Source organism: Streptomyces flaveus, from assembly GCF_014647675.1.
GTDB classification, from domain to species: Bacteria; Actinomycetota; Actinomycetes; order Streptomycetales; family Streptomycetaceae; genus Streptomyces; species Streptomyces flaveus.
Map to the genome: position 1 here is coordinate 128102 of NZ_BMPQ01000016.1, position 22519 is coordinate 150620.

16 protein-coding genes and 1 pseudogene are annotated in these 22519 nt (G+C 70.1%); 11 read left to right on the forward strand and 6 right to left on the reverse strand.

The genetic code is table 11. The annotated features are described in order from the left end of the window. The first annotated feature begins 3 nt into the window (after positions 1-3). The 4 genes from IEZ21_RS28000 to IEZ21_RS28015 are packed head-to-tail and all read left to right on the forward strand — an operon-like array spanning position 4 to position 7427. The gene (locus tag IEZ21_RS28000) at positions 4-894 is read left to right on the forward strand and encodes a carbohydrate ABC transporter permease (protein ID WP_189324660.1); all 891 of its coding nucleotides are present in this window, start codon (positions 4-6) and stop codon (positions 892-894) included. After that, positions 894-3812, forward strand: coding sequence for a glycoside hydrolase family 2 TIM barrel-domain containing protein (locus IEZ21_RS28005; RefSeq protein WP_189324661.1), 2919 nt, complete (start codon positions 894-896; stop codon positions 3810-3812). Before IEZ21_RS28000 ends, IEZ21_RS28005 begins: the two co-directional genes overlap by 1 nt. A gap of 54 nt (positions 3813-3866) precedes the next feature. After that, positions 3867-5735, forward strand: a complete 1869-nt coding sequence (locus IEZ21_RS28010; RefSeq protein ID WP_189324662.1) for a LamG-like jellyroll fold domain-containing protein — start codon at positions 3867-3869, stop codon at positions 5733-5735. 21 nt (positions 5736-5756) lie between these two features. Beyond that, positions 5757-7427, forward strand: a complete 1671-nt coding sequence (locus IEZ21_RS28015) for a PHP domain-containing protein (protein ID WP_189324663.1) — start codon at positions 5757-5759, stop codon at positions 7425-7427. 99 nt (positions 7428-7526) lie between these two features. Here IEZ21_RS28015 and IEZ21_RS28020 read toward each other — a convergent pair whose 3' ends face one another. From IEZ21_RS28020 to IEZ21_RS28035, 4 genes are read right to left on the reverse strand one after another with little or no spacing between them, the layout of a single operon-like run. Continuing rightward, positions 7527-7982 carry a MaoC family dehydratase gene (locus IEZ21_RS28020; protein WP_189324664.1) on the reverse strand — a complete coding sequence of 152 codons (456 nt, stop codon included), beginning with the start codon at positions 7980-7982 and terminating at the stop codon, positions 7527-7529. 14 nt (positions 7983-7996) lie between these two features. Then, complete coding sequence (gene menE, locus IEZ21_RS28025; protein WP_189324665.1) at positions 7997-9511, reverse strand: o-succinylbenzoate--CoA ligase; 1515 nt, start codon at positions 9509-9511, stop codon at positions 7997-7999. 10 nt (positions 9512-9521) lie between these two features. Next, the gene (locus IEZ21_RS28030; RefSeq protein WP_189324666.1) at positions 9522-10406 is read right to left on the reverse strand and encodes an amidohydrolase family protein; all 885 of its coding nucleotides are present in this window, start codon (positions 10404-10406) and stop codon (positions 9522-9524) included. 3 nt (positions 10407-10409) lie between these two features. Then, positions 10410-11327: an SDR family NAD(P)-dependent oxidoreductase gene (locus tag IEZ21_RS28035; RefSeq protein ID WP_281399539.1), complete on the reverse strand. Its 918-nt coding sequence runs from the start codon at positions 11325-11327 to the stop codon at positions 10410-10412. Between the two features lie 236 nt (positions 11328-11563). Between IEZ21_RS28035 and IEZ21_RS28040 the strand changes: the two genes are divergently transcribed. Both IEZ21_RS28040 and IEZ21_RS28045 read left to right on the forward strand, forming a co-directional pair. After that, positions 11564-11989 carry a MarR family winged helix-turn-helix transcriptional regulator gene (locus IEZ21_RS28040; protein WP_033326166.1) on the forward strand — a complete coding sequence of 142 codons (426 nt, stop codon included), beginning with the start codon at positions 11564-11566 and terminating at the stop codon, positions 11987-11989. 35 nt (positions 11990-12024) lie between these two features. Further along, complete coding sequence (locus IEZ21_RS28045) at positions 12025-12801, forward strand: IclR family transcriptional regulator (protein ID WP_189324667.1); 777 nt, start codon at positions 12025-12027, stop codon at positions 12799-12801. A gap of 488 nt (positions 12802-13289) precedes the next feature. On the opposite strand, the gene IEZ21_RS28050 is transcribed toward IEZ21_RS28045, so the two are convergent. Then, positions 13290-15050 (reverse strand): sulfatase-like hydrolase/transferase, encoded by a 1761-nt coding sequence (locus tag IEZ21_RS28050; protein ID WP_189324668.1) that lies wholly within the window; start codon positions 15048-15050, stop codon positions 13290-13292. A gap of 502 nt (positions 15051-15552) precedes the next feature. Here IEZ21_RS28050 and IEZ21_RS28055 point away from each other — a divergent pair. The 5 genes and pseudogenes from IEZ21_RS28055 to IEZ21_RS28075 all read left to right on the forward strand — a co-directional run. Then, positions 15553-16497 (forward strand): annotated as a pseudogene (locus tag IEZ21_RS28055) (glycoside hydrolase family 16 protein); the annotation flags it as partial. Positions 16498-16686: 189 nt separating this feature from the next. Next, positions 16687-17619 carry a glucose-6-phosphate dehydrogenase assembly protein OpcA gene (gene opcA, locus IEZ21_RS28060; RefSeq protein WP_189324724.1) on the forward strand — a complete coding sequence of 311 codons (933 nt, stop codon included), beginning with the start codon at positions 16687-16689 and terminating at the stop codon, positions 17617-17619. 60 nt (positions 17620-17679) lie between these two features. Next, complete coding sequence (gene gnd / locus IEZ21_RS28065) at positions 17680-18558, forward strand: phosphogluconate dehydrogenase (NAD(+)-dependent, decarboxylating) (RefSeq protein WP_033326156.1); 879 nt, start codon at positions 17680-17682, stop codon at positions 18556-18558. Between the two features lie 5 nt (positions 18559-18563). Then, complete coding sequence (locus tag IEZ21_RS28070; protein WP_189324670.1) at positions 18564-19151, forward strand: histidine phosphatase family protein; 588 nt, start codon at positions 18564-18566, stop codon at positions 19149-19151. Positions 19152-19196: 45 nt separating this feature from the next. Then, complete coding sequence (locus IEZ21_RS28075) at positions 19197-20660, forward strand: translocation/assembly module TamB domain-containing protein (RefSeq protein WP_189324671.1); 1464 nt, start codon at positions 19197-19199, stop codon at positions 20658-20660. Here the strand turns inward: IEZ21_RS28075 and IEZ21_RS28080 are convergent. Then, positions 20647-22443, reverse strand: a complete 1797-nt coding sequence (locus tag IEZ21_RS28080; protein ID WP_189324672.1) for a bifunctional sugar phosphate isomerase/epimerase/4-hydroxyphenylpyruvate dioxygenase family protein — start codon at positions 22441-22443, stop codon at positions 20647-20649. The two genes, IEZ21_RS28075 and IEZ21_RS28080, sit on opposite strands and share 14 nt — an antisense overlap. Between the last annotated feature and the right edge of the window lie 76 nt (positions 22444-22519).

Below are 22519 nucleotides of genomic sequence, written 5' to 3' on the forward strand. Positions count from 1 at the left end.
ACCATGGCAACCACCGAAGCCAGGCCCGCCGAGGCCGAACCCGTCAAGCCCACGAAGCCCAAGCTCATCGAGGGCACCCGGCGCAGGGGCATCGCGCTCCACGCGTCCCTGATCGCAGGTGTACTGCTCTCGGCCTTCCCGTTCTACTGGGCCGTGATCATGTCGACCCACACGTCGACCGAGATCTTCTCGTACCCGCCGAAGCTGCTGCCCGGCTCGCACTTCGACGACAACGTCAGCAAGCTCTTCGAGAGCATCGATTTCTTCGGGTCGATGTTCAACTCGCTGCTCGTCGCGACCACGGTGACGTTCCTCGTCCTGTTCTTCGACTCGCTGGCCGCGTTCGTCTTCGCGAAGTTCCAGTTCCCGGGCCGCCGGTGGCTGTTCGCGCTGATGATGGCGATCTTCATGGTCCCGGCGCAGCTCCAGGCCATCCCGCAGTTCGTGATCATGGCGAACCTCGGCTGGATCGGCTCCATGACCTCACTGATCGTCCCGGCGGCGGCCAACGCGTTCGGCATCTTCTGGATGCGCCAGTACATGAAGAGCGCGATCCACGACGAACTGCTCGACGCCTCGAAGCTCGACGGTGCCGGTTTCATGCGCCAGTACTGGCATGTGGCGCTGCCGGTCGTCCGGCCGGGCCTCGCCTTCCTCGGCATCTTCACCTTCATGAGCCAGTGGAACGACTACGCCTGGCCGTTGATCGCCCTCACCAACCCGGACAACGTGACGCTCCAGGTGGCCCTCTCCCAGCTCAACGGCGTCCACGGCACCACGGACTACGGGATGGTCATGACCGGTGCCGTACTGGCCCTCGTCCCGCTCCTGATCGTCTTCGCCATCGGCGCCAAGCAGATCATCGCGGACCTCGGCAAGGGAGCCATCCGCTGATGAGACGCGATCCGCTGATCGCGCTGCGCCCCTGGGAGACACCCGAGGTGACCTCCTGGGGGCGGCTGCCGATGAACGCCGTGGACCGCCGCGGCGACGCGCTGTCCCTGGACGGCTCCTGGCACTTCCAGCTGCTGCCCACTCCCCACGGGTGCTCGGGCGAGTGGACGCGGATCGAGGTCCCCGGCGCCTGGACCATGCAGGACCTGGGCGATCTGCCGCAGTACACCAACTTCCGTATGCCGTGGGGCGAGTTCCCGCCCGCCTCGCCCGCCGCCAATCCGACGGGCGTGTACGAGCGTTCCGTGGACATCCCCGCCGAGTGGGCGGGCCGGCGGATCGTGCTCCAGGTGGGCGCGGCCGAGAGCGTGCTCCTCGTCCATGTGAACGGCCGTCCGGTCGGCATCTCCAAGGACTCCCGTCTCGCCGCCGAGTTCGACCTCTCCGACGTCGTACGCCCCGGGGATCCCGCCACGCTGCGGCTGACCGTCATCAAGTGGTCGGACGCCTCGCACATCGAGGACCAGGACCAGTGGTGGCACGCCGGGATCACCCGCTCGGTGCTGCTGTACGCGACGGATCCGCTGCATCTCGCGGATGTGACCGTACGGGCGCGCCAGGACGGGGAGCTGCGGGTCGACTGTCAGGTGCGGGACGCGGCGGGCGCGCTGCCGGAGGGCTGGTACGTCACCGGGGCGCTGGGTGGCCAACTGCTCGTCCAGGACGCGGAGTTCGACCGGGTCAACGCCGAAGACATGCGGGTGTCCGACTTCCTCGGTGAGGTCCGGCTGTCGGCGACCGTACGCGCGGTTCGCCCCTGGACCGCCGAGACGCCCGAGCTGTACGAGCTGACCGTGCGGCTGCACCGCGCCGACGGTTCGGTCGCCGACACCTCTCACCACCGGGTCGGCTTCCGGAACGTAGAGGTCTGCGGCCCGAACCTGCTCGTCAACGGTGAGCGAATCTTCATTCGCGGAATCAACCGCCACGACTTCCACCCCCTCACCGGACGCACCGTCTCCGCCGCCGACATGCGCGCGGACCTGGTCCTGCTGAAACGCTTCGGCTTCAACGCGATCCGTACCGCGCACTACCCCAACGACCCGACCCTCCTCGACCTCGCCGACGAACTCGGCTTCTACGTCGTCGACGAGGCCAACATCGAATCGCACGACCATGCCCACGAGATAGCCGACGACCCCCGCTACCTCGGGGCCTTCGTCGACCGCGTCTCACGCATGGTGCTGCGCGACAAGAACCACCCCTCCGTCATCATCTGGTCGCTGGGCAACGAGTCGGACTACGGCGCGAACCACGACGCGGCGGCGGGCTGGATACGCCGGCACGACCCCACCCGCCCCCTTCAGTACGAGGGCGCGGCCAAGCTCGACTGGGCCGGTCCGTCGGTCGCCTCCGACATCGCCTGCCCGATGTACGCGCCGATCGAGGACTGTGTCGCGCACGCACTGTCCGGTGAGCAGACCAAGCCGCTCATCCAGTGCGAGTACTCGCACGCCATGGGCAACAGCAACGGCACACTCGCCGACCACTGGGCGGCCATCGAGTCCATCCCAGGACTTCAGGGCGGTTTCATCTGGGAGTTCTGGGACCACGGCATTCTCCAGCGGGTGAACGACGGAAGACCGGCCGGGCGCGCGGGCGCCGGGCTGTACGGCAAGGGTGTCGCCGCGCCCGGCCATCGCTGGGCGTACGGCGGCGACTTCGGGGACAGCCCGAACGACGGAGGATTCTGCGCGGACGGCCTTGTGTTCCCGGACCGCACGCCGAAACCGGCGATGTACGAGCACCGGGAGATCGCGGCGCCGGTGCGGCTGAGGTACTGCCGGGGGGTGTTCCTGGTCCAGAACCGGCAGCATTTCCGGAGTCTGGAGTGGCTGAACGCCGAGTGGTGTCTCGTGCACGAGGACGGCCGTACGCAAACCGCGCCCTCCGTGCTGCCCGGCGTACTGCCGGGCAGCACGGAGGCGATCGCGATGCCGTTCCCGCTCCCTGAGGGCGAGGCCTGGCTGACCCTGCGGGTCACGACGGCGCGCGACGAGGCCTGGGCGCCGCGCGGCACGGAGGTGTGTCTGCCACAGGTCCGGCTGAGTACGGGGGTCGCTGCGGCGCCCTCGCACGAGTCGGTGCCCGGTGCGTCCGTGGAGGTGGACGGGGAGGGGCGGCTGGTCCACCCGTTGCTTGCCTCGCCGCCTGTCCTGAGCCTGTGGCGTGCCCCCACGGACAACGACGAGATCGGCGGCATGGCGGCCCGCTGGCGCGACTGGGGCCTGGACGCGCTCGTACGCAAGGTCGTGGGCGTGGACCGCGAGGGCGCACACGTGACGGTGCGGGCCGAGTACGCGACCGGCGCCGGGATCGTCCGCCACGAGCAGGTGATCACCCCGGTCGCCGGCGGTCTCCGTATCGAGGAGTCGGCCGAACTGCCGGAAGCGCTGGACGATGTGGCGCGGGTCGGCACGGTCTTCGAGACGGTCGGCGGGCTCGATGTCCTGGACTGGTACGGGCAGGGCCCCTGGGAGTCCTATCCGGACCGGAGCGCGGGCGCGCCCGTCGGCCACCACTCGCTCCCGGTGGACGAGTTGTTCACCCCTTATCTACGTCCCCAGGAAAGTGGGGGACGGCACGGCGTACGCCGGTTCACGCTGTCGGCGCCGGACGCCACAGGACTGGCCGTGGGCCTGGGAGCACCGAGCCAGGTCTCGGTCTCCCGCTACCGCGCCGAGGACCTGGCCGCCGCCACGCACCACGACGAGCTGGTGCCGCGGCCCGGCTGCGTCGTGCACCTCGACGCCGCGCACCGGGGTCTGGGCACGGCGTCGTGCGGGCCCGACACCTCGGCGCAGTACCTCATCGCGCCGGGCATCCACCGCTGGGCCTGGACCCTGCGCGTGCTCTGAACTCGCCACCCCCCTCCCCTCTCCCGGAGCAGTCCCCCTTCTCACGGAGCAGACGTGTGTACTTGTACTTCGCATGAGCACGACCAGGCCGAGGCCGAACAGGCTGGCGCCGGCAGACGGAACTTCCTGCGCGCGACCGCGCTGATCGGCGCGGCCACGGCGGCGGTCGCGATACCGACGGCCACCGCGCAGGCGGCGCCCGTGCCTGCGGTGTCCGCCTCGAAGACCCGCTGGAGACCCGACCCCGACAGCAGCCGCTTCACGCTCGTCGTGATGCCCGACACGCAGTACCTCTTCGATGGAGCGAGCATCAACCCCGCCCCGATCGAGGCATCACTGCGCTACATCCTGGAGCAGGGCGAGGACGACAACATCGTCTTCCTCTCGCACCTGGGCGACCTCACCGAGAACGGCGCGCAGGCCGAAGTCACCGCCGCGAGCAAGGCGTTCGGGCTGCTCGACCGGCGAGGCGTGGGCTACAGCGTGCTCGCGGGCAACCACGACGTGAAGTCCTCCACCGACGACCAGCGGGGCCCGACCCCGTATCTGGACGCCTTCGGCCCGCAGCGGTTCAAGGACAAGCCGACCTTCGGCGGCGCCTCGCCCGACGGCTACAACACCTTCCACCTCTTCAAGGCGGCCGGCCGGCAGTGGCTCGTACTCGCCCTGGACTGGCGGCTGTCGGCGCAGGGGTACGCATGGGCCAAGGACGTCATCGCGCGGCACCCGAAGATGCCGGTCATCCTCACCACGCATGAACTGGTCTACGAGGCCGACACCCTGTCCCCGTACGGGCAGCAGCTCTGGGACCGGCTGGTCAAGGAGCACGACCAGATCTTCCTCACGCTCAACGGGCACAACTGGCCGGCGGGCCGCGCCGTCCGCAGGAACGCCGCCGGGAACGACGTACATCTGCACCTGACGAACTACCAGAACCGTTACTACGGCGGCGCGGCGATGATCCGCCTCTACCGCTTCGACCTCGACCGGGACACCATCGACGTCGAGACGATCTCCCCGTGGATCCTGGGCCGGGCGGGCGACGGGCTCAACGAGTTGGAGCGGCAGGAGATCGAACTGACCGGTCCCCAGGACCGGTTCTCGGTGGCGATCGACTTCGAGAAGCGCTTCTCCGGCTTCGCCCCGGTGTCTCCGCGGGGGCCCCGGTCCGCTTCCGAGATGCTGGTGCGGGGGACAGTGGCGTACTGGCGGTTCGACGGGCATGCGGAAGGCGCGGCCATGGACGGCACCGTCCGCGACCTGTCGGGGCGCGGCAACGACCTCACCGTGGTCAAGGTCGCCGACGGCTCCCTCACCTGGTCCTCGGAGCACCACCCCGACCAGCCGGGTCACGGCAGCCTCTACTTCCACGGCGACAAGTCACCTCTGCGGGGCGCCTATCTGCGGACGGCCGAGAACGCACCGCTCAACTCGGCGACGTTCAGGGGTGGTTACACCTTCGAGGCCTTCTACCAGCTGCCCGGCGACTGGGACCCGTCGCGCAACGCCTGGGGCGGGCTGATCAGCCGCACCGGTACGGGCGGGGCCGCGGGCAAGACCGAGGGCGACCCGGACGAGCCGCTCGCCACGCTGTCGCTGTCCGACGGGCCCGGCCCGCAGTGGGCGGTACGACCGCTCAACCAGCAGGGCATCGCCACCAACTGGGGCGATGAGACGGCCCGCGAGGTGTGGTGGCACGTCGCCGTCGTCAACGACGGCTCGCACACCACGCTGTACGTCCAGGGCTGTCCCGTCGCGCGCAATCCCACCGCGCGCTCCGTCGGGCTCACCTCGCTCGGCCTGCCGTGGCTGCTCGGCGGCTACGAGTACGCCGGAAAGATCGACCAGATCCTGCACGGCAGGCTCGGTGACGTACGGATCGTCGAACGCGCCCTGCCCGTCACGTCGTTCATGAACCACTGATCCGAAGGGCGTTCACCGATCATGTCCGAGCAGCAACTGCCCGACTGGGCCGACCCGTCCGTCTCCCCCGCCACCCTGGACCCCCAGGGCGCCTCCAGACGTCAACTCCTGCGCCGCGCGGGCCTGTTCGGCGCCGCCTTCGCCGCAGGCTCCCTCGCCACCCCCGCGGTCGCCGACAGCCGACGGCTCGGCGGCAACGACCCCCGCCTCGCCTATCTCGTCGGCGACCACCACGTCCACTCCGTCTACAGCCACGACGCGAAGTACACCTTCGACCAGCTCGTTCAGGCGGGCGCCAAGTACGGCCTCGACTGGCTGGTCTTCAACGAGCACTCCAACTTCGGGCACGCCGAGTTCGGGGCGAAGCTGGAGCACCAGGAGATCCTGAAGGCGCGGGCCGCGAACCCGCGTCAGCTGATCTTCCAGGGCCTGGAGTGGTACATCCCCGGCGCCGAGCACTGCACGGTCTTCGCGGCGCCGGGCCCGCATGAGGTCGACATCCTCACGAAGTTCGAGCTCGCCTACGACGGCAAGCTGCTCGGTTACGCGGCGGGCGGCCCCACCCACCCCGACACTCCCCGCAACGAGGCGCACGCCGTCAAGGCCATCAAGTGGCTGGCCGAGCAGCGCCGCAGCGGCTACGTCGACGATGTGCTCGTCCTCGCCAACCACCCCCTGCGGCTCGGCATCGACTCCCCGCACGAGATGCGCAACTGGCGGGACGCGGCCCCCGAGATCATGATCGGCGTGGAGGGCGCGCCCGGCGCCCAGGGCGGCGCCATCCCCGGCTGGCGCGGTCCGACCTCGATCCGTGGCGAGTACGAGAACAAGCCCTCGGAGAACTCCTGGCCCGGCTATCCGGCCGACGCGTACGTCACGTACGGCGGCTTCGACTGGATGACGGCCACCGTCGGAGGCCTGTGGGACGCCATGCTCGCCGAGGGCAGGCTGTTCACCATCACCACCAACTCCGATGTGCACCGGGTGGTGTTCGACACCTGGAAGAACGGCGACTGGCTCCCCGGCCAGAACTTCGACAACACCGGCCGTCTGCCCGACCCGGTGAACACCACCGAGCCCCAGCCCGGCGGCGACTTCTGGCCCGGCCAGTTCAGCCGCACCCACGTGGGAGTGACCCGCTACGGCTACCGCTCGGTGATGGCGGGCCTGCGCGCGGGCCGCGTCTGGCTCGACCACGGGCACCTGCTGGACGGCCTCGACGTCCGCGTGAAGCGGGACCGCGACTTCGGCCGCGGCGTGACGCTCGGCGGCCGTCTGCGTGCACGCAAGGGCGAGAAGCTCACCCTGTACGTCACGGTGACGACCGCCTCCCGTCCCAATCCCCAGGGAATCCTCCCGGAGTTGGCCCACATCGACGTGATCCGCGGCGCGGTACACGGCCCGGTGACGGACCGAGACGAGTGGCGGGCTCCCGACACCAAGGTCGTGCACACGAAGGACGTGTCCGGCCGCAAGGGCACGTACACCTTGCGCATCCCGCTCACAGCGGGCGACGAGTCCTTCTACGTACGACTGCGGGGCAGCGACGGCAACCGCAACGGAACGGGCTATCTGGGGGCGGCAGTTGACCCCCACGGCCCGATCCCGCACGAGCCGGGCGAGGGCGACCCGTGGGCGGACACGTGGTTCTACTCGAACCCGGTGTTCGTGGACGTGGTGGGCGCCCGTTAAAGTCGGCGCCCCGTCAACGAGCCCCGATAGGAGCGCGGGGAACTGCGCGACCAGCCACAACGGACCCGCAGCTTCAGAACCGCGCCCCAAGCGGAGCGCTTACGCGTAAAAACGCGACAAGCTCTGCAGCACCGCCGCAGGCTTGGCGCCGCCCTCGATCTCGATCGTGCCGTCGACGGTGATCTGTACCCCGCCCGGAACGTCCTCGACCGACGCCAGCTTCCCGACCAGCCGGATCTTCGAGCCCACCTTCACCGGCGACGGGAAACGTACCTTGTTCAGCCCGTAGTTGACCTTCGTCGAGACGCCCTCGACGTCCAGCAACTCGGTGAACAGCGGGATGAAGAGGGAGAGCGTGAGGTAGCCGTGGGCGATGGGGGCGCCGAACGGGCCCTCCTTGGCGCGCTCGGGGTCCACGTGGATCCACTGGTGATCCCCGGTGGCGTCGGCGAACGTGTTGATGCGCTCCTGGGTGACCTCGATCCACTCACTGGTACCGAGGTCGTTCCCCGCAAGCTTCTTGAGCTCGTCGATGCCGTTCACGGTGATGCTCATATGCCGTTCCTTAGCTAAGAGTTGGAAGAGTCGGTCCCGTACCGCTTACGGACCCGGGACTTCAGCAGCTTGCCGGAGGCGGTGCGCGGGAGTTCCTCCGCGAGTACGACCGACTTGGGGATCTTGTACTTGGCCAGGCGCCCGGCCAGGGAGGCGAGGACTTGGTCCGGGTCGAGCTCCACGTCCTCCCGTGGCACGACGACCGCCCGCGGCACCTCGCCCCACTTGTCGTCGGGCACGCCGATGACCGCGCACTCGACGATGTCCGGATGAGCGAGGAGCAGGTCCTCGATCTCGGCGGGATAGACGTTCTCGCCACCGGAGATGATCATGTCCTTGATGCGGTCGACGATATGGACGTAGCCGTCCTCGTCGACCCGCGCGGCGTCCCCGCTGCGGAACCACCCGTCGTTGAAGGTGGCCGCGGTCTCGTCCGGCAGCCCCCAGTAGCCGGGCATGACATTCGGCCCGCGGACGACGACTTCACCGGTCTCGCCGACTTCGACCGGCGCCATGTCGGGCCGTACGACACGAACGTCGGTGAAGAAGTGCGGCACGCCCGCCGAACCCGCCTTGCTGACCGCGTGCTCGGCGTCCAGGAAGAGCGTGCCGGGCGATGCCTCGGTCATGCCGTAGCCCTGGAGGAAGGTGAGCCCGCGCTCCTGGTACTTGGCGATCAGTGGGGTCGGGACGGGAGAGCCACCACACGTCAGGATCCGCAGTGACGACAGGTCCGCGTCGGCCCAGCGCTTGTGCCGGGCCACCTGCTCGAACATCGTCGGGACGCCGAACATGAAGGTGATCCGGTGCCGTTCGATCAGGTCGAAGGTGGCGGACGGGTCGAAGGCCTCGACCAGGACGCAGGTGCCGCCCTTGAGGAGGACCGGCAGGGTGAGCATGTTGAGGCCGGCCGTGTGGAACAACGGGGCGGAGACCAGGGCGCGTTCTTCGGCGATCAGGTCGTGGTCGATGAGGACGTTGACCGCGTTCCAGGTCAGGTTGCCGTGCGTGAGCATCGCGCCCTTGGGGCGGCCCGTCGTCCCCGAGGTGTACATGATGATGCAGGTGTCGTCGGCGCCGACGGGTTGGTCGATCGGCTCGGCGGACGCCTCGGTGATCAACCCCTCGTAGTCGGCGCCGACTTCGACGTACGACCGCACATCGGTACTGCCCGGCAGTCCGGCCACGAGCCCGGCGTGGGAGGGCCCGTAGACGAGCGCCTTGGCGCCCGAGTCCGCGAGTTGGTAGGCGATCTCGGGTCCCGCGAGACGGGTGTTGAGCGGCACGAAGACCGCGCCGAGTGTGCCCGCCGCGAACAGCGTCTCCAGGTACGAGGGGTGGTTGGGGCCGAGGTAGGCGACCCGGTCGCCGCGGCGGATGCCGGCCGTGCGCAGGGCGTGTGCGAGGCGGGTGGTGCGCTCGTACAGCTCGGCGTACGTCACCTCGGTGTCGTGGTGGATCAGGGCGGTGCGTCGGGGAGTCTTGCGAGCCCGGCGTGCGGGCCACGACCCCAGTCCCTCATTGCGCATCGGTAGCCCCTTACGGCTTCGTCAGTCCGAGCAGCCTGGCCGCGTTCTCCTTGAGGATCTTCGGCTTGACCTCGTCCTTGATGGGCAGCTTCTCGAAGTCGGCGAGCCAGCGGTCCGGGGTGAGGACCGGGTAGTCGGAGCCGAACAGCACCTTGTCCTTGAGCAGCGTGTTCGCGTACTGCACGAGCTGCGGCGGGAAGTACTTCGGCGACCAGCCGGACAGATCGATGTGCACGCCCGGCTTGTGGGTGGCCACGGCAAGGGCCTCGTCCTGCCAGGGGAAGGACGGGTGCGCCAGGATGATCTTCAGATGCGGGAAGTCGGCTGCGACATCGTCCACGAGCATGGGGTTCGAGTACTTGAGCCTGATGCCGCCCCCGCCGGGCACTCCGGCGCCGATCCCGGTCTGCCCCGTGTGGAACAGCGCGATCGTGCCGGTCTCCTCGATCACCTCGTACAGCTCGTACGCCACGGACCGGTCGTTGGGGAAGAAGCCCTGGATGCTGGGGTGGAACTTGAACCCCTTCACCCCGTACTCCTCGACCAGGCGGCGGGCCTGCTTCACGCCCGCCTTGCCGCGGAAGGGGTCGATGGAGGCGAAGGGGATCAGCACGTCCGGGTTGGCTGCCGCCGCCTCGGCGACCTCCTCGTTCGCGATGGGCTCGGTGCCGGTCGCGGACTCGGCGTCGACCGTGAAGATCACGGCGGCCATCTTCCGCTCGCGGTAGTACGCGGCCGTCTCCTCGATGGTGGGCTTTCGCTTGCCCTCGACCTTGAAGTAGGCGGAGGACGCGTCGTGCAGATCGTCATCCAGCGAGGACTTGCCCTTGGAGGAGACCTCGGCGTGCGTGTGGACGTCGATCGCGACGAGTTCCTCGACGTTGAGGTTCGTCATGGTTCACGCCTCCGGGAACTTCGGCGCGGGGACGCCCACGGTCTCGGGCTCGGCGCCCAGCGAGGTGGACCAGGTCTCGGCGAGGGTGTCGGGGGCCCAGCCACCGTCAGCGTACGACGCCTTGATCTCCTGCGGATGCGACCAGAGTGACACCTTGTCGCCGCCGATGCCGATGGCCTGGCCGGTCACCTCGCGGGCGGCCTCGGAGGCGAGGAACGGGATCAGCGCGGCGCAGTCCTCGGGGGTGCCGAAGCCCTCGCCCTTGCGCAGGAAGTCCGGCAGCGGCTCGCCGCGCTTCATGGCCTCGACGTAGGGAGCGAAGGCCGGGATGGTCTCGGTCATCGCGGTGGCGGCGATCGGCACGATCGCGTTGACGGTGATTTCCGAGCGGGCCAGCTCCATGGACCACGTACGGGCCATGGCGGCGATGCCGGCCTTGGCAGCGGAGTAGTTGGTCTGCCCGAAGTTGCCGCGCTGTCCGGCCGGGGAGCCGACCAGGATCAGGGTGCCGCCCTCGCCCTGCTCGCGCATGCGGATGGCGGCGGCGCGGGCACAGGTGAAGGTGCCCTTGAGGTGGGTGGTGATCACCGCGTCGAAGTCTTCGTCGGTCATCTTCCACAGGACCCGGTCCCGGAGGATGCCCGCGTTCGTGACCAGGATGTCGAGGCGCCCGAACTCCTCCACGGCGCGGGCGACAAGCCGGTCCGCGGCCTCGGACGTACCGACCGGGACCACCTCGGCGACCGCGCTGCCACCGGCCGCGGTGATCGCCTTGACGGCCTGCTCGGCGACGGCCTCGTCCACGTCGTTGACGACCACGGAGGCGCCTGCGGCGGCGAGAGCGTGCGCGTAGGCGAGGCCGAGGCCACGGCCGGAGCCGGTGACGACGGCCACCTTGCCGGTGAGATCGATGCTGGGCACGACGGGGTCCCTTCGAGAAGCGGATGCGGCTGCGAGTCGAGTCAGAGCTGCGGCTACGAGATCGAAGCTAAGGACAATAATTGTCGACGTCAATAGTTGTTGCGAGCCGAGTCGTGCGCCATGCTGTGAGCACCACGCACACCCCGCCCCCGTCCGGGGCCTCGACCAGGGAGCCCGCCATCGCCGGCCAGCAGCACGCGACCAACCCCGACGCCATCGACGCTCAGGAGCCATGGATGCGCGGGCTGCACTCGGACACCGGCTATCTGCTGTACCGGATCGGTCTGCGCTCGGGGCAGCTGTTCAACGCGTTCCTCCAGGAGTCGGGGCTACGGCTGCGCCACTACGCGCTGCTGCGCTACCTGACCACGACCGAGGGCGCGCTCCAGCGGGAGCTGAGCGCACGCCTCGGGTACGACCCGAGCGCGATCGTCGGCCTGGTCGACGACCTGGAGAAGCTCGGTTTCGCCGAGCGCCGCCCCTCGCCGGACGACCGTCGAAGCCGGATCATCGTCCTGACCGAGGACGGCAGGGCATTCCTGCGCGACTCCCACGAAGCGGGGCGGCGCGCGACGAACGCCCTGCTCCACCCCCTCGACGCCACCGACCGGGACACGCTGCACACGCTTCTGCAACGGATAGCAGAGTCCGAACTCGGCTGAGCCTTGGACGAGTTGAGATGAGCCGGGAGAATCCGATGACCGTACGCTCGGCGCCCGACCGCCTCCTCTCCGTACTCTCCGCCTTCGACCACGACCACCCGGCGCTCTCCCTCACCGACATCAGCCGCCGGGCCGGCCTCTCCCTCACCACCGCCCACCGGCTGGTAGGCGCACTCAGCGAGTGGGGCGCTCTGGAGCGCGACGCGGCCGGGACGTACCACGTGGGCCTGCGCCTGTGGGAGGTCGCGGCACTGGCACCCCGCGGCCTGGCCCTGCGACAGATCGCGCTCCCGTATCTCGAGGACCTGTACGAGGCCACACACGAAAACGTGCAGATGGCGGTACGGGACGGCGACGAGGTCGTCTACATCGAGTGGATCTCCGGGCGCTCGGCGGTCGGCGTACACATCCGGGTGGGCGCCCGCTGGCCACTGCACGCCACCGGGGTCGGGCTCGCGCTCCTCGCCTACAGCGACGCGGCGTCCCAGGAGGCGTACTGCGCACAGCCACTGGCCGTCTTCACCCCGCACACCATCACGGACCCGGCCACCCTGCGCCGCGTACTGGCCGAAGTACGCCGCTCCGGCGTGGCGGTGAGCAGCCGCCAAGTCACCGAGGACGCCCTGTCGGTGGCCGCCCCGGTCCGAAACGCGGACGGCTCCGTCATCGCGGCCGTCTCCGTCGTGGTCCCCGAACGCGACGCCCAGGTACCGGCGTTGATCCCAGCGGTACGACTCGCGGCCCGCGGGATCTCACGGGCACTGGGCTGGCAGCCGGAGCCGGACAAACAGCCGACCCGGGCCACCAGGTGACCAAGCCCGCGGGGTGCCTCCGGCGGTTGGGCGGTTTTTGGGTGCGGGTTGGTGGGTGGCTGGTCGCGCAGTTCCCCGCGCCCCTTGGGTGGGTGGTGGGTGCGGGGTCGTGGGCCGGTGCGTCAGCCCGTCGCAGGGCGGGCATACGACCCTGGCCTGGTACAAGGTCCTGGTTCTCCGAGACCGAAGCTAAGCGACGGGCATACGACGCACCGGCCCACGCCCCCTCCCGCCGGAGGGCAAGTGCAGGTGGTTGGGGGTGCGGGCTTCCCCGGGGCGCCCGGGTAGGCGCAGGCTTTTGCTTTTCAGGGGCGCGGGGAACTGCGCGACAAGCCACGACGCACCCGCAGCCGCGACACGACTGTCACCCACCACCCCCTGGCGGGGGGGGGCCTGGGGCGCAGCCCCAGTTTCGGGAAGGGGCGGGGCTGGGGAAAGAAAACCCTCCACCCATGGACCCGCACCCGAAAACGCACCCAGCGGAGCGCTTACGTGTGGGCGCTCGCGGCATATCTCACCGGCGCCCCCGCGTGCCGCGCCGTACCCACGCAGCTCAGCCACCCACCCTCGGACGTGGGCGTCACCGTCCACCGCGCGGTGAGCCGCCCGCCCGCGGCAACGAAGTCCGCGTTCACCGGGCCGAGCGCCTGCACGCTCCAGTCCCCCGGGGCCCGGAGTTCGAGCCCGGCAGCCGTCCACGGCTTGGCGGAGCCGTTCGCAAGCGTGGCCGTCACGGTGAACGCCTCGCCGCGCGCAGCGACATCGAGCGAAACCCCGAACGGCTTGCGCTCGTACCGGTCCACCCATGACGACCGCATCAGCCGCACCAGCGCGTCGGCCTCGGCGGGCCGCTTGCCTGCGATGTCGTCCCGCTCGCCGGGGTCCCTGGCCAGGTCGTACAGCTCGACGTCCCACTGGTCGTCGGGCGCGCGACGGTCCTGGCCCGGCGCGAACCGCACCGCCTTCACATCGCCGCGCCGCAGCGCCTCGGCGAGCTGCCGGCCCCGGCCCCGGTCGATGGCGTTGGCGCCCGGGGACTGGCCGTTGTGGTTGCGGTAGAAGTACAGGTGGTCGTGGCGGGCGGTGTCCGTGCCGCCGCGCAGCAGCGGGGCGATGGACAGTCCGTCGATGTCCGCAGGGGCGGGCGCGCCCGCGAGTTCGGCGAGGGTCGGCAGCAGGTCGGTGAGCGGGGTCGGCCGGTCCGTGGTGCCGGACGGGACGCGCTTCGGGGACCAGGCGATGAGCGGGACGCGGATGCCGCCCTCGTACAGATTGCGTTTGATGCCGCGCAGTCCGCCGCTCGCGCCGAAGAGTTCGGGGTCGGTACGGCCCTCCTCGTGCGGGCCGTTGTCGCTCGTGACGATCACGACGGTGCGCTGCGCTACGCCGAGGGACTCCAGCCGGTCGGTGACCTTGCCGACGAGGGCGTCGAAGTTGCTGACCTGGGCGGCGTGCAGCTTGTTGGGCCGCGACCAGGGGCTGGCGCCGTACGCCCCCATCTCCGGTGCGCGGCTCGGCGCGTGCGGCAGGGTGGGCGTGAGGCAGAGGAGGAAGGCCTCGTCCTTGTGCGCGTCCATGAAGTCGAGGGCGCGAGCCTCGAGGAGGTCGGGGGCGTAGGCCCGTCTCGCCCCGTCCTCGTTCCCCGGGATCTGCTCCCGCTCGCCGTTCCGCCACAGGTACGTCGGGTAGTAGTCGTGCGCGTGCCGGTGCGCGATGTAGCCGTAGAACTCGTCGAAACCACGGGCGTTGGGGTGGCTCGGCTGGTTCGGCTCCTCGGGGCCGAAGCCCCACTTGCCGATCAGCGCGGTGCGGTAGCCGCGGGCGTGCAGGGCCTCGGCGAAGGTGAAGTCGCGGTCGGTGAGAGGGGCCTGGCCACCGGGCCCCCACGGGTTCTCGCGCACGGTCGCATGGCCGCTGTGCAGTCCGGTGAGCAGGGAGCAGCGTGAGGGAGCGCAGACCGGGGCCGCCGAGTAGGCGTCCGTGAAGCGCAGGCCCTCGGCGGCGAGGGCGTCCAGGCGCGGGGTGCGGATCAGCTTCTGTCCGTACGCTCCGAGCTCGCCGTATCCGAGGTCGTCCGCGAGGATCACCACGAAGTTGAGCCCGTTCGCCGGGGGTTGGGCGGCGGGCACGACGGGGGCCTGCGGAAGTGCGTCGGTGGCCGGGGTCGTGGCCGACTCGCAGGCCGTGGCCGCCCCTGTGACGCCGAGCGCGACTGCGGTCCCGGCGAGGAAGCGACGGCGGCTGGGCATACGTGTTCTCCTGTGCGTGGTCAGTGAGCGTGGTGTGCGGCGTCCATGGCCCATGAGGAAAGGGACACTCGGGCCACAACGCGGCACACGGTAGGAAGTCAGAAACGGCCTGAAGGTTCCCACCATGTGCGGCTCGGCTTGATTTTTTTGATGCACGGCTCGATCACGCCGTCTGATTCGCGTCTCGTGGCTCGTTCCTTCTGCCCCACGCCCCCCGGCGCGCTCACTGATCCACGCGGACGATATCCCTCTCACCGGTGAGGACGTGCACCGGGGCCCGGTCTCTGCGACCGGGGCCTTCACCGTCCGGGCGCCCGCTCTTCCCCATCGTTCAGGGCGTGAACTCCACTCCCCCGCAAGCACTTTCTCTGCTTTATCTCTTGACGACTGGAGTGACAGGGAGCACATTGTCCGGCGCGGCTTCATTGAGAGCGCTCTCAATGAAGGATCCCCACCCGCTTCTCCACCCGCACCCGCACCCCCCACTGTGAACGAGGCACCCATGAGTGGATCTCACAGCAAGCGCAAAACTCGCAGGCAATGGCTCATCGCCCTGCTGAGCACGCTGGGCCTGGCCGCCGGCGCCGCGGCGATCACCCTGCCCGCGAACGCGTCGCCGCCCCCGCCCCCGTCGGGCTGGACGGAAGTGTTCACCGACGACTTCAACGGCGCCGCGGGCACCGGCGTCAACCGCGACAACTGGCAGTACGCCACGGGCACCGGCTACCCCGGCGGCCCCGCCAACTGGGGCACCGGCGAGATCGAGACGATGACCGACAGCACGGACAACGTCGCCCTCGACGGCAACGGCAACCTCCGCATCACGCCCCGCCGCGACGCCTCCGGCAGCTGGACCTCCGGCCGCATCGAGACCAACCGCACCGACTTCGAGCCGCCCGCCGGAGGCAAGCTGCGCGTCGAGAGCCGGCTCCAGACGCCGAACGTCACCGGTGCCGCGGCCAGGGGTTACTGGCCCGCGTTCTGGATGCTGGGCGAGCCCTACCGCGGCAACTACCAGAACTGGCCTGCCGTCGGCGAGCTGGACATCATGGAGAACACCCAGGGCCAGAACACGGTGTTCGCCACTATGCACTGCGGCACCGCCCCGGGCGGCCCCTGCAACGAGAACACCGGCATCGGCAGCTCCACCGCGTGTCCCGGCGAGGCATGCACGGCCGGCTTCCACACGTTCGCCATGGAGTGGGACAGGTCGAGCGACATAGAGGAGATCCGCTTCTACGTCGACGGCGACAACTACCACACGGTGCGCGAGAACCAGCTCGACGCGGCGACCTGGACCAACGCCACGGACCACGGCTTCTTCATCATCCTGAACGTCGCGATGGGCGGCGCCTTCCCGGACGCGCACGGCGGCGGCCCGGACGCCGCCACCGAGCCCGGCCACCCGATGGTGGTCGACTACGTGCAGGTACTCCAGTCAGCCGGCTGACACCAACGCCACTCCCGGAAACCCCCCACAAGGGGCGGGCCGAACGGCCCGCCCCTTCTCCGTGTCCGCGCACGGTCTCCGGCCGGGAATCCCCGGGCGCCGCGCGTGGTTGATCCCACGCGGTCGCCATGTCGCTGAACGACAATGGAGATCCAGGACGCGAAACGGACGGAGCTGGCGCAGGCCATGAAGATCGACCTGACCGACACCACGGCAAGCAAGATCAACAAGGCTCTCGTGCAGGGCCGCCGCGCCATCGGCACCCCAGCCGTGGGCATGGTCCTGACGATGATCATCGTGACGGACGAGGAGAACGCGTACGACTCGATCAAGGCGGCCGAGGAGGCCTCGCACGAGCACCCCTCGCGCACCCTGGTCGTCATCAGGCGCGTCTCCCGCACGCCCCGCGACCGCACAAAGTCCCGCCTCGACGCCGAGGTACGGGTCGGCGCGGACGCGGGCACCGGCGAGACGGTCGTGCTCCGGCTGTACGGGGAGGCCGGCGACCACGCCGACTCGGTGGCCCTCCCGCTGCTGCTGCCGGACGCACCCGTCGTCGTGTGGTGGCCGGTGGACGCCCCCGAGGTGCCCGCGAAGGACCCGCTGGGGGCGCTGGCCCAGCGCCGGATCACGGACATGTACGCCGTCGAGGCCCCGCTCGTAGCCCTGGAGCAGCGTGTGGCCTCGTACGCGCCCGGCGACACCGACCTCGCCTGGACCCGGCTGACACCGTGGCGCTCGATGCTGGCCGCGGCTCTCGACCAGGCCCGTACGGAGGTGATCTCGGGGGCCGTCGAGAGCGAGGCCGACAACCCGAGCGCCGAGCTGCTGGCCCGCTGGCTGGAGGCCCGGCTGCGGGTGCCGGTCGAGCGCGTGGTCACGCCCGGCCCTGTCGTCACGGGTGTGCAGCTCGGCACCATGAACGGCGAGATCCGTATCGACCGCCCCACGGACCCGCTGGCCACCCTCTCCCTGCCCGGCCAGCCCGCACGCACCCTCGCCCTGAAGGTCCGCCCCACCTCCGAGCTGATCGCCGAGGAACTGCGCCGCCTGAACGCGGACGAGATGTACGCGATCGCCCTGCGCGGTGGCGACAAGGCGGGAAGCGCCCGTGTCTGACAGACCGCCCGCGATCAGCAGCCACCGCAGCCAAGGAAGAAGTGGAAGGGCATGACAGCGATGAAACTGGGCCTCATCGGTCTCGGCAAGATGGGCGGGAACATGCGCGAGCGCATCCGCCAGGCCGGGCACACCGTCATCGGCTACGACCGTGATCCCGAACTCTCCGACGTCGGCAGCCTGACCGAACTGGTCGCCGGGCTCGAGGGCCCGCGCGTGGTCTGGGTGATGGTCCCGGCCGGCGGCCCGACCCAGTCGGTCGTCGACGAACTCGGTGATCTGCTGGAAGCCGGCGACACGGTCGTCGACGGCGGCAACTCCCGCTGGACGGACGACGAGAAGCACGCCGAGGAGCTGGCGGCCAAGGGCATCGGCTTCGTCGACGCGGGCGTCTCCGGCGGTGTGTGGGGCCTGGAGAACGGTTACGCCCTCATGGTCGGCGGCGACAAGGAGCACGTGGACCGGCTCCAGCCGATCTTCGAGGCGCTCAAGCCGGAAGGCCCGTACGGCTATGTCCACGCGGGCAAGGTGGGCGCCGGGCACTTCTCGAAGATGGTCCACAACGGCATCGAGTACGCCATGATGCAGGCCTACGCCGAGGGCTGGGAGCTGCTGCAGGCCGCCGACTCCGTCACGGACGTACGCGAGATCTTCCGCTCCTGGGAGCAGGGCACCGTCATCCGCTCCTGGCTGCTCGACCTGGCGGTCAACGCCCTCGACAAGGACGAGCACCTGGAGCAGCTGCGCGGCTATGCGGAGGACTCCGGCGAGGGCCGCTGGACCGTCGAGGCGGCCATCGACAACGCGGTGCCGCTGCCGGCGATAACGGCCTCCCTCTTCGCCCGCTTCGCGTCCCGGCAGGACGACTCGCCGCAGATGAAGATGATCGCGGCACTGCGCAACCAGTTCGGCGGTCACTCCGTCGAGTCGGCGAAGTAGCGGTCATGGGCGACCTTCTGCTGGTCCGCCACGGCGAGACCGAGTGGAGCCGGAGCGGGCAGCACACCAGCTGGACGGACCTGCCCCTCACCCAGCGCGGCGAGGAACAGGCCAAGTCCCTCACTCCGCTCCTGGCGGCCCGGACCTTCGCGCTCGTCCTCACCAGTCCGCTCGGCCGCGCGGTGCGCACCGCCGAACTCGCGGGCCTGTCCGGGGCCGCAACGGACCCGGACCTGCACGAGTGGTACTACGGCGCCTACGAGGGCGTCACCACCGCCGAGACCCACCGCACCCGCCCCGACTGGGACCTGTGGACCGACGGAGCGCCGCCCGGCCCGGACGGGCAGCCGGGCGAATCGCCCGAGCAGGTGGGCGAGCGTGCCGACCGGGTGCTGTCGCGGGTCGCCCCGGTGCTACCCGAAGGTGATGTGCTCCTTGTGGCCCACGGCCATTTCCTGCGTGTGCTGACGGCTCGCAGGCTGGGGTTGCCGCCGTCCGGCGGGCGGCTGTTCCGGCTGGAGACGGGGACGCTGAGCCGGCTGTCGACGGAGCACGGGTGGCCGGTTGTCGCGGAGTGGAACGCCAGGGCGTAACCGGCGAGTTGACACCTGCCTCGGCCCGCGTCAGAGTCCCCGCTGATGGAGATCAACGATCTGACGCGGGCCGAGGAGCGGGTGTGGCGGGCCTTCCCGCGCGGGGAGGCCGTGGACTTCCGCACCGACGGGGACGAGGACGCCGCAGCGGGAGGCGACTGGGGACCGGAACGGACCCTGCGGGCCTCGGTGTTGAGGGCACTGCTGGCCAGCGCGCCCCAGGAGGACGGCGAGATCGCTACCCTGAGGGTCAACGGCGCCCGGATCACAGGCGTGCTCGACCTCACGTACGCCGTCGTCGACCATCCGATCAGCCTGAGGAGCTGTTACTTCACCGACCCGCCATATATGTACGGCGCCCAGTTGCGCAGGCTCAGCTTGCGCGGCTCCGTGCTGCCTGCACTGGACCTCGGCGGCGCCCGGGTCGAGGGCGTGGTGCAACTGTCGGACTCCCGGGTGCGCGGGCGGGTGCAGCTGATGGCGTCCCAGATATCCGGTGCCCTGATACTGGAGCGCGCCGAACTCACCGCACCTGACGCCCGGGAGCCCGTGCTCAACCTCCAGCGGACGGTGCTGGAGGACGACTTGTGGGCGCCGGGGCTGCGTGCACACGGCGAGGTACGGCTCAACGGCTCAACGGTCAACGGGTCGGTCAATCTCACCGACGCCCGCCTCAGGCGTCCCGGCCAGGTGGCCCTAGACGCGGTGACGCTGGGCGTGGAGGGCGACCTCCTGCTGCGCCAGGCGGACGTCGAGGGGTGGATCGGGCTGCGGGGCGCCCGTGTCGCCGGCCGCCTCGACCTGTCGTACGCGCGTGTGTCGAACCCCGGCGACATGGCGCTGCGGGCCTCCAGTTGCACCGTCGGGGAACTGTGGCTGCGCAGGGGCGAGCCTCTGGACGGCGGCCTCAACCTGCGCCGGGCCCAGGTTGAGGTCCTGTTCGTGGAGCCGGAGAAGCTGCCGGACACGGTCCGTCTCGACGGTCTCGTCTATACGACCCTCACGCCCCACGAGCCCGCCGAGCGCCGTCTGCCCATGCTGGAATGCGACGACGACGCCTATGTCCCGCACGCCTACGAGCAGTTGACCGCCGCCTACCGCCGTATCGGCGACGAGGACGCGGCCCGTCTCGTCCAGCTGGCCAAGCAGCGCCGCCACCGGCGCACGCTTCCCTGGTACGGCCGCCTCTGGGGTCAGGTCCAGGACGCGACCGTCGGCTACGGCTTCCGCCCGCTGCGCGCCGCCATCTGGCTGCTGTCGCTGCTGGCGGTCGGCTCGGTCTCGTACGCCCTGCACCATCCGCCGGCGCTGAAGCCGGACGAGGCTCCGCCCTTCAACCCGGTCTTCTACACCCTCGACCTGCTGCTCCCGGTGATCTCCTTCGGCCAGGAGGGCGCGTTCGCCCCGAAGGGCGCGTACCAGTACCTGTCGTACGTCCTCGTCCTCACCGGCTGGATCCTGGCCACGTCAGTCGTCGCGGGCGTGACCCGGACGGTCAGCCGCCAGTGACCGCCTTCGCGGCGTGCTGCGCCGCCAGACGTACGGGCGCGTTGTGGGCGCCGTACCCCCGATAGCCGGCGTCGCGCTGGACCAGCTCGAAGAAGACGCGGCCGACGGTGTGGGTGTAGCAGTGCCGGAAGACGCCGTGCGCGTCCTGGTCGTAGAGGATGCCGAGTTCGCGGTACGTCGCCAACTCGGCCTCGCTGAGGTCGAATCGGGCCACGAGATCGTCGTAGTAGTTCCCGGGGATCGGCAGCAGGTGGCCGCCGGCCTCTCGGAAGCGGCGGGCCGCGGCGACCACGTCGTCCGTGGCCAGCGCGATGTGCTGGGCGTGGACCGTGTCGTCCGTCGGGGCCGCGCCGACGGTGAGGGCGATACGGACGCTGCCGTCGGCGTTGGTGACGGCGCGGCTGCGCAGCAGGCCGTACGGGTCGGCGACGTCCACGCTCTGCTGCGCCTCCAGGCCGAGGACGCTGCGGTGGAAGAGGGCCGCCTCGTCGAAGTGGTGCCAGGGCTGGGTCAGGGCGAGGTGGTCGATGCGGTGCACGTTCGGGGCTTCCGCGGGGTGCTCGAGGTCCTCGAAGTCGGTTAGCCAGTTGGGGAGTTCGGGCCGGTTCGTGGCGCAGAAGAACAGCTCCGTGCCGTCGGGGGCGGCGACCGCGTCGAGGGGGACGTCCTGCGGTGCGCGGCGGCGCGGCAGCACCGGTGCCAGCAGGGCCTCGGTGCGCCGGGCCGCGCCCGCCGGGTCGGGTGACTCCAGGCCGAGCGCGGCGAGTCCGGTGCGATCGCGGCGTCCGGCCGGTCCGGTGTTGACCAGGATGCGGGCCTCGCCCTGCTGCCACAGGTCGACGGGTTTGCCGCGGTGCCGTGCGGTGCGGGCGAAACCGAGCGCGCCGAGCAGCGCCGCGAGGGGTTCCGCGTCGGGCGTGACCAGTTCGGCGAAGGCGACGCCGGTGGGGACGACGGGCGCGGGCAGCGACGCCACTCCGACGCTCTCCTGCAGGACAAGGAGGGAGCGGCGGGCGTCCACCGCGGTCGGACCGGCCTCGGCCTGCCGGAACACGTCGTTGAAGACCTCCAGCGAGAGCGGACCGTCGTAACCGGTACGCAGCACATGCCGCAGCAGCCCGGCGACATCGAAGCCGCCCTGACCGGGAAAGCAACGGTGGTGGCGGCTCCACTGCAGGACGTCCATCGCGAGCAACGGAGCGTCGGCGAGCTGGAGGAAGAAGATCTTCTCGCCGGGAAGGTCCTCGATGCCCTTGGGATCAGAGCCGCGGGCGAGGATGTGAAAGCTGTCGAGGCAGGTACCGAGCGCCGGATGATCGGCCCGCTCAACGATGCGCCAGGCATGGTCGTACGTACTGACATGGCGGCCCCACGCCAGCGCCTCGTACGCCACCCGCATGCCGAACTCCTGCGCCAGTTCGGCAAGTTGGCGCAGCTGCCGGGCGGCGAGCACGTCGTCGTCCACGGCAAGCGGCGACACACTGGAACACACCAGCACGGTGTCGGCCCCGAGCCGCCGCATCAGCTGGAACTTACGCTCGGCCCGCCGCAGGTTGCGCGCGAACTCGTCCTCCGGCACGGCCTCGATATCGCGCATCGGCTGATAGAGGTCGATGCTCAGACCCAGGTCGGCGCAACGGTCGCGGATCTCCTCGGGCGTGAGGGGACTGGCGAGGAGGTCGTTCTCAAAGATCTCGACACCGTCGAACCCTGCCCGAGCGGCGGCAGTGAGCTTCTCGGTGAGGGAGCCGCTGAGGGAGACGGTGGCGATGGATGTACGCATGGTGGTGCTCCTTCAAGACGACGGTTCCGGCAGCGCCCCTTTTAGGGGCGCGGGGAACTGCGCGACCAGCCACAAC

Bases quoted from the DNA above. Each gene is read 5' to 3' on its own strand.
- IEZ21_RS28000 (WP_189324660.1), top strand. From the start codon at position 4: ATGGCAACCACCGAAGCCAGGCCCGCCGAGGCCGAACCCGTCAAGCCC.
- IEZ21_RS28005 (WP_189324661.1), top strand. From the start codon at position 894: ATGAGACGCGATCCGCTGATCGCGCTGCGCCCCTGGGAGACACCCGAG.
- IEZ21_RS28015 (WP_189324663.1), top strand. From the start codon at position 5,757: ATGTCCGAGCAGCAACTGCCCGACTGGGCCGACCCGTCCGTCTCCCCC.
- IEZ21_RS28020 (WP_189324664.1), bottom strand. From the start codon at position 7,982: ATGAGCATCACCGTGAACGGCATCGACGAGCTCAAGAAGCTTGCGGGG.
- menE (WP_189324665.1), bottom strand. From the start codon at position 9,511: ATGCGCAATGAGGGACTGGGGTCGTGGCCCGCACGCCGGGCTCGCAAG.
- IEZ21_RS28030 (WP_189324666.1), bottom strand. From the start codon at position 10,406: ATGACGAACCTCAACGTCGAGGAACTCGTCGCGATCGACGTCCACACG.
- IEZ21_RS28040 (WP_033326166.1), top strand. From the start codon at position 11,564: ATGCGCGGGCTGCACTCGGACACCGGCTATCTGCTGTACCGGATCGGT.
- IEZ21_RS28045 (WP_189324667.1), top strand. From the start codon at position 12,025: ATGACCGTACGCTCGGCGCCCGACCGCCTCCTCTCCGTACTCTCCGCC.
- IEZ21_RS28050 (WP_189324668.1), bottom strand. From the start codon at position 15,050: ATGCCCAGCCGCCGTCGCTTCCTCGCCGGGACCGCAGTCGCGCTCGGC.
- opcA (WP_189324724.1), top strand. From the start codon at position 16,687: ATGAAGATCGACCTGACCGACACCACGGCAAGCAAGATCAACAAGGCT.
- gnd (WP_033326156.1), top strand. From the start codon at position 17,680: ATGAAACTGGGCCTCATCGGTCTCGGCAAGATGGGCGGGAACATGCGC.
- IEZ21_RS28070 (WP_189324670.1), top strand. From the start codon at position 18,564: ATGGGCGACCTTCTGCTGGTCCGCCACGGCGAGACCGAGTGGAGCCGG.
- IEZ21_RS28075 (WP_189324671.1), top strand. From the start codon at position 19,197: ATGGAGATCAACGATCTGACGCGGGCCGAGGAGCGGGTGTGGCGGGCC.
- IEZ21_RS28080 (WP_189324672.1), bottom strand. From the start codon at position 22,443: ATGCGTACATCCATCGCCACCGTCTCCCTCAGCGGCTCCCTCACCGAG.